Origin of the sequence: Gluconobacter roseus, from assembly GCF_046058915.1 — a bacterium.
GTDB lineage: Bacteria > Pseudomonadota > Alphaproteobacteria > Acetobacterales > Acetobacteraceae > Gluconobacter > Gluconobacter roseus_A.
Window position 1 is genome coordinate 829,889 of the sequence record NZ_CP175538.1, and the last position, 15,684, is coordinate 845,572.

General features: G+C 62.3%; 14 protein-coding genes. 7 read left to right on the plus strand and 7 right to left on the minus strand.

Going from position 1 to position 15,684, the window contains the following annotated elements; genetic code table 11:
- Positions 1-62 precede the first annotated feature (62 nt).
- From ACJ2A4_RS03895 to ACJ2A4_RS03920, 6 genes are read left to right on the plus strand one after another with little or no spacing between them, the layout of a single operon-like run.
- Positions 63-350, plus strand: coding sequence for a hypothetical protein (locus tag ACJ2A4_RS03895; RefSeq protein ID WP_408873691.1), 288 nt, complete (start codon positions 63-65; stop codon positions 348-350).
- A gap of 48 nt (positions 351-398) precedes the next feature.
- Entirely contained in the window at positions 399-1,382 is a 984-nt protein-coding gene (locus ACJ2A4_RS03900) for a hypothetical protein (RefSeq protein ID WP_408873692.1), read from the plus strand.
- A gap of 23 nt (positions 1,383-1,405) precedes the next feature.
- A complete protein-coding gene (gene thrC / locus ACJ2A4_RS03905) occupies positions 1,406-2,806 on the plus strand; it encodes a threonine synthase (RefSeq protein WP_408873693.1) in 1,401 nt (466 codons plus the stop codon).
- A gap of 59 nt (positions 2,807-2,865) precedes the next feature.
- Complete coding sequence (locus ACJ2A4_RS03910; protein WP_408873694.1) at positions 2,866-4,131, plus strand: M16 family metallopeptidase; 1,266 nt, start codon at positions 2,866-2,868, stop codon at positions 4,129-4,131.
- Positions 4,128-5,462 carry a TldD/PmbA family protein gene (locus ACJ2A4_RS03915; protein ID WP_408873695.1) on the plus strand — a complete coding sequence of 445 codons (1,335 nt, stop codon included), beginning with the start codon at positions 4,128-4,130 and terminating at the stop codon, positions 5,460-5,462. Before ACJ2A4_RS03910 ends, ACJ2A4_RS03915 begins: the two co-directional genes overlap by 4 nt.
- Positions 5,462-6,409 carry a Tim44 domain-containing protein gene (locus tag ACJ2A4_RS03920; RefSeq protein WP_408873696.1) on the plus strand — a complete coding sequence of 316 codons (948 nt, stop codon included), beginning with the start codon at positions 5,462-5,464 and terminating at the stop codon, positions 6,407-6,409. Before ACJ2A4_RS03915 ends, ACJ2A4_RS03920 begins: the two co-directional genes overlap by 1 nt.
- Positions 6,410-6,607: 198 nt before the next feature.
- Here ACJ2A4_RS03920 and ACJ2A4_RS03925 read toward each other — a convergent pair whose 3' ends face one another.
- The 7 genes from ACJ2A4_RS03925 to uvrB form a co-directional block, all read right to left on the minus strand.
- Positions 6,608-7,558, minus strand: a complete 951-nt coding sequence (locus tag ACJ2A4_RS03925; protein ID WP_041112112.1) for a heme o synthase — start codon at positions 7,556-7,558, stop codon at positions 6,608-6,610.
- Positions 7,555-8,721, minus strand: a complete 1,167-nt coding sequence (locus tag ACJ2A4_RS03930) for a hypothetical protein (protein ID WP_408873697.1) — start codon at positions 8,719-8,721, stop codon at positions 7,555-7,557. Before ACJ2A4_RS03930 ends, ACJ2A4_RS03925 begins: the two co-directional genes overlap by 4 nt.
- 86 nt (positions 8,722-8,807) lie before the next feature.
- Positions 8,808-9,488 (minus strand): class I SAM-dependent methyltransferase, encoded by a 681-nt coding sequence (locus ACJ2A4_RS03935; protein ID WP_408873698.1) that lies wholly within the window; start codon positions 9,486-9,488, stop codon positions 8,808-8,810.
- Positions 9,489-9,940: 452 nt separating this feature from the next.
- Positions 9,941-10,918 carry a glutathione synthase gene (gshB, locus tag ACJ2A4_RS03940; protein WP_408873699.1) on the minus strand — a complete coding sequence of 326 codons (978 nt, stop codon included), beginning with the start codon at positions 10,916-10,918 and terminating at the stop codon, positions 9,941-9,943.
- A 187-nt stretch (positions 10,919-11,105) separates the two neighbouring features.
- Positions 11,106-11,612 carry a transcription elongation factor GreB gene (greB, locus tag ACJ2A4_RS03945; RefSeq protein WP_408873700.1) on the minus strand — a complete coding sequence of 169 codons (507 nt, stop codon included), beginning with the start codon at positions 11,610-11,612 and terminating at the stop codon, positions 11,106-11,108.
- A complete protein-coding gene (locus tag ACJ2A4_RS03950) occupies positions 11,605-12,522 on the minus strand; it encodes an aldose 1-epimerase (RefSeq protein ID WP_408873701.1) in 918 nt (305 codons plus the stop codon). The genes greB and ACJ2A4_RS03950 overlap by 8 nt, the downstream gene beginning before the upstream one ends.
- A gap of 109 nt (positions 12,523-12,631) precedes the next feature.
- The gene (uvrB, locus tag ACJ2A4_RS03955; RefSeq protein ID WP_408874093.1) at positions 12,632-14,842 is read right to left on the minus strand and encodes an excinuclease ABC subunit UvrB; all 2,211 of its coding nucleotides are present in this window, start codon (positions 14,840-14,842) and stop codon (positions 12,632-12,634) included.
- A gap of 169 nt (positions 14,843-15,011) precedes the next feature.
- Here uvrB and ACJ2A4_RS03960 point away from each other — a divergent pair, with 169 nt between their 5' ends.
- On the plus strand, positions 15,012-15,425 hold the full coding sequence (locus ACJ2A4_RS03960) for a hypothetical protein (protein WP_408873702.1): 414 nt from the start codon (positions 15,012-15,014) through the stop codon (positions 15,423-15,425).
- Positions 15,426-15,684: the final 259 nt, after the last annotated feature.

Below are 15,684 nucleotides of genomic sequence, written 5' to 3' on the forward strand. Positions count from 1 at the left end.
TGCATCTTGAACAGAGAACCGGCCCGGTTCCAGGGCTGGTGTACGCGACGGTCCGACAGGGAATGACGACCCGTACATTCCCCATCGAAGTCCGGCGGACTGCTTCCGGTCACTATATTTCCCGCATGCCCGATAATCGCTGGTCAATCGAATGCCTGACCATCGAAGCCGCCCTTCTGATGCATGCCGCCGTCCTTTTCCCGGTAGAGCACGAACTCTCCCCCTGGCTCTCAAATCCACGACCCGCACCGCTTGCCGTCGATCACATTCCAGGCCCCATCAAAAGCCCGATTGCTGACGGCCAGGAACTCCCAATGAGTGTTCTATCCAAAACCGAAGTGGACTCCTGACCTCACTTCTGACTTGCCAAACACGGCTGGCAGGGCAATGTCAGAGGCATGAAAACCCGTCTTCTGCACGTCGCCGCTGCCACAGGACTGGCGACACTGGCCTTCACAGCCACCCCCGCCAGAGCGGATCATCCCTGGCAGGACGCTCCTGCTCCCGCCTCCATCACAGCCGATGCAGCACTCCGGGGTCTTCAGCCCTCAACACTGCTGACTGGTGCGAACGGAACCTATCTGGCCCTCGATACTGAAGGCCATCCTGTCCGTATCACCTCCGCCAACACGACAGCCTCTCTGCCTGGCCCCAACCTTCCGACCGAGCGCCTTGTCGTCCTGACGCTCTCGGGAGACACATTATGGGGCCTCACGGCTGGCGATCAGCCTGCCCTGATCCGTATGTCACAGGACGGCTCAGTCCAATCCCGCACACCACTCAGCGGTGCCGCCATTCCCGGCAGCAATCTGATCGCCCTTCAGGTCCACGATACCCACGCCTATCTGGCTGACGAAGGCAAACCCGCTCTCGTCGTTGCCAATCTTCAGACCGGCAAGGCCACCCGCTTCCTTCCCTTCGATCCGTCCCTGACCGGCCGCCACCCGCTCCTGCGCGCCGGACAACCCCAGATGGGCCCGGACGGACGCCCAATGGCCGGCGGCAATGTCCGCTTCCTTCTGCTGGACGCCAAAGGCCAGTGGCTCTTCTACCAGCCCGCCTGCGGCCCCATGTCCCGCATTGATACTGCCCTGCTGACCGACACGGACTTCACCCCGGTCGAACAGCTCGACGGCATTACGGAATGGCGCACGACCCCGAGCCTCGGCGGCGCGACCCTGACCCCGGATGACACATTCTACCTGTCCGACATTACCGTCGGCAGCATCCTGAAATTCGGCAGCGACCGCATCCCGCTACGGATCCTCAAGGACCCGCGCCTCTTTCATGCGGGCGCCCCTTCCATTCCCGACGGCCATCAGATGGCCGTTCTGGTCACGGAAGATGGTACAACCCACATTCTCCGCATCGCCTTGCCCTGACAGGACGTGATATAAATTTTCCCATGCGCTACCGATCGACCCGCGGCGAGCTGACCGCCGACGCCCCGAACTTCTCTGACATCCTTCTCGCTGGCCTTGCGGGAGATGGCGGTCTCTACATGCCGGAGAGCTGGCCCAAGATCAGCCCGCAGACCCTGCGCGAGTGGCGCACGCTCTCCTATCCGGACCTCGCCGCCGAAGTCATCGCCCTCTTCACCGAAGGCGCGATCGACGTCGATACCCTGCGCGACATGACGCGTGACGCCTATGCGGATTTCGATCACGCCGCCATCGTCCCGCTGGTCGAAGTCGAGCAGGATCTGTACTCCCTCGAACTGTTCCACGGCCCGACGCTCGCCTTCAAGGACATGGCGATGCAGATGCTCGGCCGCCTGTTCGATCACGTCCTGACCCAGCGCAACCGCCACGTCACGATCGTCGGGGCAACCTCCGGCGATACCGGCTCGGCTGCCATCGAGGCCTGCCGCGGCCGCGAACGCCTCTCTGTCGTCATCCTGCACCCGAAGGGTCGTACGTCTGACGTCCAGCGTCGCCAGATGACGACCGTTCAGGACGACAACATCCTCAACATCGCCGTCGAAGGCGATTTCGACACCTGTCAGGATCTGGTCAAGGCGATGTTCGCCGACCACACCTTCCGTGACGAGGTCTCGCTCTCGGCCGTCAATTCGATCAACTGGGCCCGCATCGCCGCCCAGATCCCGTATTACGTACGCGCCGCCCTCGCCCTCGGCGCTCCGGACCGCGAAGTCTCCTTCTCGGTCCCGACCGGCAATTTCGGCAACGTCCTTGCCGCATGGGCTGCAAAGCAGATGGGCCTGCCCATCAAAAAGCTCTGCATCGGCTCCAACCGCAACGACATCCTCACCCGTTTCGTCATCGACAACAACATGAGCGTGCGTACGGTCGAGCCCAGCCTGTCGCCGTCGATGGACATTCAGGTCTCGTCCAACTTCGAGCGCCTGCTGTTCGAACTGCTGGACCGCAACTCCACCCGCTGCGCCGCCATCATGCGCGAGTTCCGCGAGACCGGCCGCATGGCCGTCCCGCATGACGCCTGGACCCGCATGAAAGAGGTGTTCGAGGGCATGACCCTCACCGACGAACAGACCAGCGAAGCCATGCGCCTGTTCTATAACGAGAGCCTTTATCTCGCAGACCCGCACAGCGCGATCGGCCTCGCTGTCGGCAAGCGTTTCCAGGAACCCGGCATCCCCATGGTCGCGGCCGCCACGGCCCACCCGGCCAAGTTCCCGGACGCCGTGATCGCCGCCACGGGCATCCACCCCAAACTCCCGCCGCACCTGTCCGACCTGTTCGAGCGCACCGAGCGCTACGAGTGCATGGACAGCCAGATTGCCGGCCTTCAGGACGCCGTCCGCGCCCATATCAAGCGCGGCTGATCGTCCAACACAGGCTCCCCGGCCGGGGAGCCTGCCTTCCTTCGACAATACGGAACCTCATGCCCGATACGATTGAAGTCACCAAACTCGATAACGGCCTGACCATCATCACCGAACGGATGGACCGCGTCGAAACCGTCTCCTTCGGAGCCTATGTCTCCATCGGCACGCGCGACGAGACCGCCCACAATAATGGCGTCTCCCACTTCCTCGAACACATGGCCTTCAAGGGCACCGAGCGCCGCTCCGCCTCCCGCATCGCCGAGGAGATCGAGAATGTCGGCGGCTATATCAACGCCTACACCGCCCGCGAAACCACAGCCTATTACGTCAAACTGCTGAAGAACGATCTCGCCCTCGGCGTGGACATCATCGGCGACATCCTGACCCACAGCACGTTCCTGGACGCCGAAATCGAGCGCGAACGCGGCGTGATCCTTCAGGAAATCGGTCAGGCCAACGATACCCCAGACGACATCATCTTCGACCAGTTCCAGGAACGCGCCTTCCCCGAACAGCCCATGGGCCGCCCCACGCTGGGCTCGGAAGAACTTGTCTCGAACATGACGCGCGACACGCTCATGTCCTACATGCGCGAGCACTACACGACCCACAACATCACCATCGCCGCCGCCGGAAACCTGCACCACCAGCAGGTCGTCGATCTGGTGAAGGAGCACTTCCGCGACCTCCCCAGCCATCAGACGCCCCGTCCCCGCGCCGCATCCTATGAGGGCGGAGAACTCCGTACGACCCGCGAACTGGATCAGGCCCACCTTGTCATGGGCTTCCCCTCGGTCAGCTACATGCATCCCGACCATTACGCGGTCATGATCCTCTCGACCCTGCTCGGCGGCGGCATGTCCTCGCGCCTGTTCCAGGAAATCCGCGAGCGCCGCGGTCTGGTCTACAGCGTCTATTCGTTCGCCTCCCCCTTCAGCGACAGCGGCCTCTTCGGCCTCTATGCCGGCACGGGCGAAGAACAGACCGCCGAACTCGTCCCCGTCATGATCGACGAACTCAAGCGCCTGCAGGACGGCCTGAGCGCGGAAGAGCTGTCCCGCGCCCGCGCCCAGCTCAAATCCTCGCTCCTGATGTCGCTGGAAAGCACCGGCAGCCGCTGCGAACAGCTCGCCCGCCAGATCCAGGTCCATAACCGTCCCGTCCCCACGGCCGAGACAGTTGGCAAGATCGACGCCGTGACGGAAGCCGACATCCTCCGCGTCGCCCGTACCATTTTCTCCGGCACGCCGACCTTCACCGCCATCGGCCCCGTCGGCAACATGCCCTCGCTCGAGGACATCACAGCAAGGCTCGCCGCATGACCACCACAACGCCCGTCGAAGCCCTCCTCGCCGCCGCCCGCCGCCACGGCGCAGACCATGCGGACGCCATTCTCGTCCGCGACGAATCCGAATCCGCACTGATCCGCAAGGGCGTCCCCGAAGGCATCGAGCGTTCCGAGAGCGTCGCCCTCGGCCTGCGCGTCTTCCGAGGCAAGCGGGCGGCCACGGTTTCGACAAGCGTTCTGAACGAGGCCGAATTCGACCGTCTGGCCGAACAGGCCTGCGCCATGGCCCTCGTGGTCCCCGAAGACCAGTATGCCGGCCTCGCCGAAGCCGCCCTTCAGGGCCGTTTCGACGCCGCCGGACTGGACCTCGAATGCAGCTCCGCCCCGAGCATGGACGACCTCCTCGCCCGCGCCCGCGAAGCCGAGGACACCGCCCTGTCCTTTGAAGGCATCACCAACACCAACGGCGCCTCCGCCGGTCACGGCCGCACCTCCGTGATGCTCGGCACCTCCGCAGGCTTCTTCGGCGCCTACAGCCGCACCGGACATTCCACCAGCGCCAGCGTCCTCGCCGGCGAAGGCGCCACGATGCAGCGCGACTACGCCTATCGCAGCGCCGTGCATCTTGAAGACCTCGAAAGCCCGACCGTCATCGGTCGTGAAGCCGCCGAGCGCGTCCTCGCCCGCATCAATCCCGGCCGCCCCCGCACCGGCACGTACAGCGTCATTTACGATCCGCGCGTCTCTGCCACCCTGCTCGGCCATCTGGTCGGCGCCATCAACGGTGCCGCCATCGCGCGCGGGACGTCCTTCCTCAAGGACAGCCTCGGCAAGCAGATCCTCTCCGCTGGCCTGACCGTCCATGACGATCCGCGCCGCATCCGGGGAGCAGCCTCCCGTCCCTTCGACGCCGAAGGTTGCGCCGCCCTGCCGCTGGACCTGATCGCGGATGGCGTGCTCCAGACCTGGCTGCTCGACTCTCGCAGCGGCCGCCAGCTTGGTCTGCCCACTAACGGCCGCGCCAGCCGTGGCATCGCCTCCCCGCCCTCGCCAAGTGTGACAAACCTTCATCTCGCCCCCGGCCCCCTTTCCGCCGAAGCCCTGGGTTCCGATATCAGTGAAGGGATCCTGATCACTGAACTCATGGGCTCTTCGGTCAACATGCTGACCGGCGATTACAGCCGTGGCGCTTCGGGTTTCATGATCCGCAACGGCGAGATTGCCGAACCCGTCGCCGAACTCACGGTGGCCGGCAATCTCAAGGACATGTTTGCCCGCATGATTCCGGGCAGTGATCTAATGTTCCGGCAGAGCGTTAATGCGCCGAGTATCCGGATCGACGGCATGAACATTGCAGGACTTTGATGCGTAAATTCCGACTTTCTACGACCGCCCTCGCTCTCCTCTGCGCTGTCAGCCTCGGCGCGCTGGGAACAGCAGACGCACGCCCGGGCGGCGGCAGCTCCATCGGAAGCCGCGGCTCCCACACCTGGAGCGCCCCGCCACGCACCTCCATCACGCCCGGCTGGGCCCGCCCGATGGACCAGTCCGCCACACCGCGCACGCCGCCCGGTTACGGCTCGCCGGGCTATGGCAGCCCGCGCCCGATGCCCGGCTTCGGCGCCCCGGCTTACAGACCGTCCTACCCGGTCCGCCATCCGTTCATGAGCGGCTTCGCAGGCGGCTTCCTGGGCGCAGGTCTGTTCGGTCTGCTAAGCGGTCACGGCTTCATGGGCGGCATGACCGGCGGCACGTCGTTCTTCGGCTTCCTGCTGCAGGTCCTGATTATCGGCGGCCTGATCGCCTTCGTCCTGCGCATGTTCGGTAACCGTGGCCAGCGGAGCCCGACGGGCATCCCCTCTTCCACGGGCGCACCCCCGTTCGGCAACGCAGGCGGCAACGCGCCCGTGACGCTGACCAATGACGACTACATGAGCTTCCAGCGGCTCCTGCTCGACATCCAGGCGGCCTGGAGCGCACAAAACATGCGCGCCCTCGCCAGCATGGCCACGCCGGAAATGACGGGCTATTTCAACGCCCAGCTTTCCGATTTAGCGAGCCGTGGCGCCCGGAACATCGTCTCCAACGTCCAGTTCCAGCGCGGCGACCTCTCCGAAGCCTGGCGCGAAGGCAACCTGACCTACGCCACGGTCGCCATGCGCTACTCCATGACGGACGTCACTACGGACTCCATGGGCAACGTCATTGATGGCAGCTCCACCGAACCCGTCACCGTGACCGAACTCTGGACCTTCGTCCGCGCCGACGGCCGCGGCAACTGGATCCTCTCCGCCATCCAGCAGGCCGGCTGAAAAGCCCCACAAACAGAAAAAGGCCCGGGAAATCCCCGGGCCTTTTTTATTGCCTGAATGAGACGCTGAACCCCGGCCGTTACAGCCGCGTCAGCGTAATCACGTAAAAGATCACAGCCAGCAGCACCACACCACCAACAATCCCGGTAATCCGGCTCAGACGCCGCTTGCGGGCGAGATCAATATCAGTGGTCATGTTCATCCGATCAGAACCCGGTCAACCAGCAGTCCACAGAACAGCAGGAACAGATAGGCCAGCGAATACCGGAACGCGAACCGCGCCGGCTTGTCCTTCGTCAGGCTCACCCCTTCCGCATCCTGCTTGTCCATCAGCACCCGGAATGCACAGAGAATGAACCCCAGATCCAGCAGACTGGTCACAACCGTATAGGTCAGCCCGACTTCATGCACGAAGCTCGGCACCAGCGACACGGCCGTAAGGATGAATGTGTAGATCAGGATCTGCCACCGCGTATGCCGCGCTCCCTTTACGACCGGCAGCATCGGAATGCCCGCCTTGCCGTAATCCTTGCACGCATAAAGCGACAGCGACCAGAAATGCGGCGGCGTCCACAGGAATACGATCGCAAACATCGCCACCGGCAGCACAGCCATGGAGTTCATGGTCGCAGCCCAGCCGATCATCGGCGGAAACGCGCCCGCAGCCCCACCGATCACGATGTTCTGCGGCGTGCTCCGCTTGAGCCACATCGTGTAAATCACGCTGTAGAAAAAGATCGAGAACGCCAGGATCCCCGCGGCCAGCGCATTCGTCGCCAGCCACAGCACCACCACCGACAGAACCGAGAGCACAACGCCATAAACCAGAGCCGCCTGCTCCGGCATCCGCCCGTCCGGAATGGGCCGCACGACCGTCCGCTTCATGATCGCGTCAATGTCGCGGTCATACCACATGTTGATCGCACCAGCGGCCCCGGCCCCGATGCAGATGCACAGGATCGTAATCAGCCCGATGGGAATGGACGGCCAGCGCGGCGCCACGGCCATGCCCGCAGCGCCCGTAAACACCACCAGCGAAATCACACGCGGCTTGAGAAGCGCCAGCCATTCCCGCAGGGACGGATCACCATCCTTGCCCGGAACGGAAAAAACCCCCGAAGGGGCTAAAGGTGTCGCCGTATCGCTCATGCCGAGACCCGGGCACGCCCGGTCTCCCTCAACAGGAACAGCCCCAGCAGACCAAAGGCCAACAGGCTGATCCCCATAAGAATTTCACCATAGATCATGACGCCCGGCACCACGGAGCAGAACGCCCCTGCCAGCATCAGGCAGGCATGTCCGCGGCTCATCATCGCGGGGATCCGTCCGGGGAGAAGCATCTCGACCCAGGCATAAAACCCGCCGCACAGCGCCATGATACCACCAAACGCCACAGCCGTATGATCACCCGAATGCCCCGGAAGCCAGTCAGACAGCCATCCGGCCGTAAACAGTAGAATGCTGCCAATCGCCCAGAGCGCAGCCCCGTCCAGATCCCGCTTCTGCTGCCAGACGTCCCGGCATAGCGCCCCGATCAGCACAACCGACGGCACAATCTGCGTCACGAGAACAAGGCTCGACGTCATGCCAGACGGCAACGCCCCGTAAAGCCCATCCATCCACAGAAGCGGCCCGCCAATGCCCATCACCCCGAACACGTAAGGCGCCACCGTCCAGGACGCCCCCGCAACAGCAGAACGCGACAGCAGCGCAGACGCCACCAGCCCCAGAGCCGGGGTCAGCATCAGTGCCATTTCCGGAAGATGCAGCGTTTCGATCAGCGCGTCCGTCGTGATCCCGTCCAGCATGCCGCGCGTCACAACAGCCGCCAAAACCGGCGCCACCAGAACAACGCTGCTCGCCGTCGCTAGAAGTGACCAGGCCAGCGGAGACATGTCGCGGAAACGGCAGACACGGCCCTCAAGGCAGGTCGTAATCACATCGATCGCAACCGCCAGAATACCAACCGACCACAGCAGCAGCGCCACAAACGGCAGAACCGGAAGCAGCACCACACCAGCCGACAGGAATCCGAACCCGGCCATCGTCAGCCCGCGCAGGACTGTCCGGTCCGTCCCCAACGCAGACGGCAGAAGCCACTGGCCAAAGCCACCAAGCGCAGCAGGGCACATGACGAAAAACGTCATGAGAATACCGTGGCAGAAGGCCTGCCCGCTTGTGGGATGTGTCTGAAGAAATGGCAGAGCCAGCGACCCGCCCAGCAAGCCGGCAAACAGTGCCAGCAGAATAAAAGACGTTCCGACTCGGCGGCTGGAACGGGCTGGGGCAGTATCGACGGCCTGATAAGTCATGATCGCGTAGTCGGTCCCTGAACTAGGAATACCGCAGCGAGCGTCGGAATACTCGGCGCCGACACGTGTCCGGAACCAAACGCCGATCAGGCGACCAGGGCTGCTGCGTCGCTTTTACTCTCGCATTGCGGCAATGTCACGAGTGTAAACAGCCCCGCGGGCGGAACAGGCGTCAGTGTGGCGCGACGCAGGTCTTCCGGCGGCAGAAGCGACTCAATGGCAAAATCCGGATGCCAGCCCAGCGAACGCGATGCGCGAGCCATGCCCCGCTCGACCGAAAGACGCAGACCACCCGTCGCCAGGAAGTGGTTGACGAACAGGATATGCCCGCCTGGCTTCACAACACGCTTGAGCTCGGCCAGCAGCCGGTCCGGATGCGGCACGACGGACGCAACGAACATCGCAACAGCAATATCGAAGCTGTCATCTTCAAACGTCGTGGCTTCCGCATCCATTTCCAGCAGATCGTCCACATTCGTCAGATGTTCCTGAAGCACCCGCATCCGTGCACGCTCAAGCATGTCCTCGGACAGATCGATTCCCGTAATGCGCTTGTCATGGTTGTAGGACGGCAGGGCGAGGCCCGTTCCGACACCGACTTCCAAGACCCTCTCTCCCGACAGGGCATTGACTGCAGCCACTGCTCTCTTGCGTCCGTATCCCGAAATACCGCCAAAAACAGTATCATAAACGCGGGCCCAGCGACGATAAGCCGTCTTGACGGCTTCCGCGTCCAGTGCCGAACGCGGGGAAAGGGTTGAGGACATGATGATATGCGACCTTCTTTGTCCGCCTGGCCCTCATGGGTCAGAGCTGTCCGGAACATGTTCAATTGGCACCTTCTTGCCCTCCCGGATATGCATCTGGCAAGAGACACCATGCGCATGACGTTTCAAGACCATGTCTGGAAACAGCCAAGGAGGACAGCCGTGCTGATCTATTTGATAGCTTCGTTCACCCTTGCTATCTGGGTAATACTTTACTGTCTCTTTTTTCGCGAACAGCTCACAGCATGGTTTGCCAACCGTTTTGGAAAAGACAAACCACCTGTTTCAGACACCGCCTCAACCGGACCTGTAGAGCCTTTAAATTATTCCATTCGTCCCAAAGACAAGTAATTCTGAAGCAGCCGGTCTGTACAGCTTTCCCCGGCCCGTCCAGCAATGTTGATCAAGAGGGTAAGCGTTTAATCAAACGTCGTTCTTTCACAGATCCAAACTCAGACCAGAACCCGCCGCTCGATCGCATCCCAGATCAGTCCGGCGCTATTGATGCCGTCGAAACGATCCAGTTCCTGCAAGCCAGTCGGCGACGTGACGTTGATTTCCGTCAGCCAGTCCCCAATCACATCAATCCCCGTGAAAATCAGCCCGTGGTCGCGCAGATAAGGCCCGATCAACTCACAGATTTCCCGATCCCGCGGCGTCAACTCCACACTCATGGCCCGACCGCCAACATGCATGTTCGACCGCGCCTCACCCGTCGCCGGAACGCGGTTGATCGCGCCGATCGCCTCGCCATCCACCAGAATGATGCGCTTGTCGCCCTGACGCACGGCCGGCTCATAACGCTGGATCATGAGCGGCTCACGCGAACGTGCGAAATGCATCTCAAGTAACGCGCCCAGATTTTCATCATCCGGCTTGATCCGGAAAATCCCTGAACCGCCATTGCCGTAAAGCGGCTTGACGATGATGTCCTGATACTTTTCACGGAACGCCAGAATCTCGCGCGTATCCCATGTCACGAGCGTCGGCGGCATCAGATGCGGGAAATGCGTCACCAGCAGCTTCTCCGGCGCATTGCGCACAGCCACCGGATCATTCACCACCAGCGAACGCCCCTCTCCCACGCCATGCACATGCTCAAGCATATGCGTGGCCGTGATGTACCCCATGTCGAACGGCGGGTCCTGACGCATCAGGATTACATCCGTCTGCCCCAGATCCAGCACCTGTTCCTCACCGAACGTCGCATGATTGCCCCGCTCGCGCCGCACCTCGACACGCCGCGCCCGGGCCTGCACACGCCCGCCCTTACCCTGCCCCTCAACAAGGCTCAGCGTCGTCACCGGATAGACCCACAGCTCATAGCCGCGCGCCTGCGCCTCAAGCATCATCGCAAACGTGGAGTCACCATCAATATTGACGTACTCCAGAGGATCCATCTGGACAGCAACGCGAAGAGAACGGGACATCGGAAAACTCCGGCAGGGAGAAAGAGGAGTGGTCCAGTCCTCTGTAACCGCATGACCCGGTTTTTCAAAATCCCTCGCTACGGAGTTCCCTGTCACGCCCGCCAGCATCTGCCATGGGACTCCTACTGCCCGCCCCCGTGGGAAGCAGCCGGATGCCTACACACCGGCACACCGCTTCCGTAAACGCTCAGTCCGCCACCACCGCCAAGGGATAAACAATCTTCAGGATCTCGATCTCAACCGGCCCACGCGGCGTCTGCAACATCGCCACATCCCCGACGCGCGTCCGCGTCAACGCCCGCGCCACAGGCGACACCAGACTGACTTCCCCCCGCGCCAGATCAGACTCGTCCACACCCAGGATCGTCACCGTATGCTCGACGTCATCTTCGTCCACATACGTCACGATCGCCCCGAAAAACACACGGTCCCGCGTCGTCTGGGCCGCAGGATCCACGATCACCGCATTCTCCAGCCGCTTGCCCAGAAACCGCATCCGCCGGTCAATCTCCCGCAACCGGCGCTTGCCATACTGGTAATCCGCATTCTCCGACCGGTCGCCATTGCTCGCCGCCCAGGACACGATCTCCACAATCCGCGGCCGCTCCTTCTGCGCCAGCTCCCGAAGTTCGGCCCGCATGACCGCAGCCCCTTTCGGCGACAGATAATGTGAAAGCGGCGTTTTCTCAGCCATCGGTCTTCCCTACCCGAAACATCATGGACCCTTCGACCCGCGCCCCCGGCTCCAGCACATGCAGCCCCCGGTCCGCGATTTCAGGATGATTGATTGCATCGGTCATATTCGTCACAGGCTCTACCGCCACAAACGGACTGTCCGGCGCCGTGAACACCACGACATGCCCGAACAGCCGATCCGCCTCGACAGTCACTGACAGCCCCGTCTCCCCGTTCACCAGCACGGCCCGGCCGCCAAACCCGGAGAAACAGTTGTCGATTGCCCTCGCATGCGCATCCACAGGCCGTCCGAACGCCCATTCGCCCTCACACGGCACCCGCCTGAGTGGCAGGGAATCCGGCGTCGTCAGCCAGACATCCCTCGCATCAAAAGCCAGCGTCGCGGCTCCCTGTGCAGCCAGGAACGGATGGAACCCCAGCCCAATTGGCTGCCTTCCCGCGTCCCGGTTCTCCACCACAAGCCGCACTTCAAGCCCGTCCGCCCGCAACCCGTAAGACAGCTCGGCACGATAGGCGAACGGCCACTGCACATCATCAGCCTGAGGCCCATGATCCAGCACCAGCACGACATCACTGTCCGTCCGATGCGCCACCGTCCATTCCCGCTCCCAGCCATTGCCATGAATAGCGCTGCTCTCGCCGGCCATGTTGGAAGCAAGCCGGTACTCCCTGCCCTCAAAGACAAAACGCCCCTGCGCAATCCGGTTAGAGTACGGAACCAGCGGATAAGCCGCCACGGCCACGCCATGCTGCGCCATCAGCGCCGGATTGGCCACAGGCAGAAACACGTCCTGTCCGCGATACTGCCAACTCCCAAGCGCCCCACCGATCTTCGGCAGAACAACAACCCGCTGTTCCCCCGCGACAAGCGTGATGCTCCCGGACACATCATGCGAAACATCAGTCACGGGCGCAGCTCCCGAACACCATCTCGGGCACACCACCCGAAGAAAACATCATGAAAAACCCGTCCTGAAAAAATTGGGCGCAGCAGAAAAACCGGGCTTATGCCCCGGATCAGCGTCCCCGGCCACGCTTCTTCTTCGCCGGGTCATACCCGCCTCCACCCGGCCCAAGCGGCACAGGCGTCTTCGGGGCTTTCCGTGCTCCCGGACGCCCGGCAGTCGAAGACCCGATCGGCGGCGGCTCCAGCCCCATATCGATCGCCTCCAGCCGCTTGACCTCGTCACGCAGCCGCGCCGCCTGCTCGAAGTCCAGATTGGCGGCCGCCTCGCGCATCCGCTTCTCCAGATCCTGGATCGTGGCCGGCAGGGACTTGCCAACGAACTGTTCGGTATCCCCGGCCCCATCGGGCGCCACCGTCACGTAATCCTGCTCGAACACGGAGGACAGCGCATCGCCAATGCGGGAGCGAACCGTCATCGGCGTAATGCCATTGGCCGCGTTCCACTCCATCTGCTTCGCCCGACGCCGCGCCGTCTCCTCGATCGCGTATTTCAGGCTGTCCGTTTCCTTGTCGGCATAGAGCAGCACCCGTCCCTCAACGTTACGCGCCGCACGCCCGATCGTCTGGATCAGCGATGTCCGCGAGCGCAGGAACCCCTCCTTGTCCGCGTCCAGAATTGCCACCAGAGAACATTCCGGAATATCCAGCCCCTCACGCAGCAGGTTGATCCCCACCAGCACATCAAACGCCCCAAGCCGCAGATCCCGGATGATCTCGATCCGCTCCAGCGTATCCACATCTGAATGCAGATAACGGACCTTGATGCCCGCCTCGCCCAGATAGTCCGTCAGATCCTCGGCCATCCGCTTGGTCAGCGTCGTGACCAGCACACGCCCGCCCTTGCCAATCGCCTGATGACATTCATGCAGCAGATCATCGACCTGCCCTTCGACCGGCCGCACATCCGTCACCGGATCAATCAGCCCCGTCGGACGGATGATCTGCTCGGCAAACACACCGCCCGTCTGCTCCATTTCCCAGGGGCCCGGCGTCGCGGACACAAAGATCGACTGCGGCCGGAATGCATTCCATTCCCCGAAAGCCAGCGGACGGTTGTCGATGCAGGACGGCAGACGGAAACCGTAATCTGACAGCACACTTTTGCGCGCCCTGTCCCCACGCTCCATCCCGCCAATCTGCGGCACCGTAACATGGCTTTCATCCACGATCAGCAGCGCATCTTCCGGCAGATATTCGAACAGCGTCGGCGGCGGATCGCCGGGACCACGCCCGGACAGATAGCGCGAGTAGTTCTCGATCCCCTTGCACGCGCCGGTCGTCTCGATCATTTCCAGATCGAACGTGGTCCGCTGCGACAGACGCTCCGCCTCCAGCAGCTTCCCCTCTTCGGTAAACTGCGCCAGACGCTGCCGAAGCTCGTTCTTGATCCCGATCATCGCCTGATTGAGCGTCGGCCGCGGCGTCACGTAATGCGAGTTCGCATAGACGCTGATTTCCGCCAGATCCGCCGTCTTGTTCCCCGTCAGCGGGTCGAACTCCACGATCTGGTCGATCTCGTCACCAAACAGCGACACCCGCCAGGCCCGGTCCTCGTTCTGCACCGGGAAAATATCGATCTGCTCGCCCCGCACCCGGAACGTCCCGCGCTCGAAACCCGCATCGTTGCGCCGGTACTGCAATTCCACCAGCGCCTTGATCAGCCGGTCCCGGTCAATGGACCCACCAACCTCAAGCCGCACCACCATCTTCGAATACGTCTCGACCGACCCGATACCGTAAATGCACGACACGGACGCCACGATGATGACGTCATTGCGCTCCAGCAGAGCCTGCGTGGCCGCATGGCGCATCCGGTCGATCTGCTCGTTAATCTGGCTGTCCTTCTCGATATACGTGTCCGACCGCGGCACATACGCCTCCGGCTGGTAGTAATCGTAGTAGGACACGAAATACTCGACCGCATTATCCGGGAAGAACTGCTTCATCTCCCCGTAAAGCTGCGCCGCCAGCGTCTTGTTCGGCGCCAGAATAAGCGTCGGCTTCTGCGTCGCCTCGATGACCTTCGCCATGCTGAACGTCTTGCCCGAGCCCGTAACGCCCAGCAGGACCTGATCCCGCTCCCCGCCCTCGACGCCCTGGACCAGCTCGGAAATCGCCGTCGGCTGATCCCCCGCCGGATCGTAATCCGATTTGACAACGAATTTGCGCGTCTTCGCCTTCGCAGGCTGCCGCTCCGGCAGGAACTGGGTCATCGGCATTGCGGTCGCATTACGGACGGACGAGGATTCTTTTCTGGCCATCATGCCAAGATGGGAAAGCGCATTACGGACAGCAAGAGCCTCCCCCGCCCTCTTTCACAAACACAGCATTCCACCTGCGTATCTTTATGACATTTTATTGCTGAAAGGGATGGAGAGACTCGCATCCCGGGGGTATCAAGACCGGCGTATCTTTGAAGGAAGAACGGTCATGGACGTCCAGACGATCGAGCAGACCTATAACCAGCTCCAGCAGCAGGCCCAGCAGACTGCACAGGCCCTTCAGGCTCTCGGCTCCAAAATGCAGACTGCCGCCCAGACCGGCGACATGCAGGCCCGCGAATGGTCCCTCGACCTGCGCGAACTCGCCCTCGCCTTCCAGGCCGAACAGCAGCAGGTCACGAACCTCCTGCAACAGCTCCACGCCGCCCTCGCCAACGCCCAGCAGGACTACGGCTCACAACCGACCTATCAGCAGCCCACGCAGCAGGTCCCCGTCCAGCCGGTCCAGTCCGTCCCGGACAACAACTTCGTCTCGAACATCCTCAATTCCGGTTTCGCCCGCTCCGTCGAAGCCGGTGCCGGCTTCAGCATCGGCAACGACCTCATCAAGGAAATCTTCTGATTTTTCAGGATGTTTCGACCCTGACAGCTATCGGTACCCCTCCCCGGTAAAACGCCCGCCACCCTTTTCTGACCCGGCTTTCCGCCGGGCCAAGTCTTCTTCCGGTCCCGGATCTCACCTGAAAAAAATCGCTGCGCCCCGATCCGGCTTTCCGAAGACCCCACAAGAAATCATATACGAAAATATAACGATCTCAGTGCCGGATTACTTCCGGTTTCACGAGATATGTTAAAATTATTTCACGAAAAAGAAACTGACA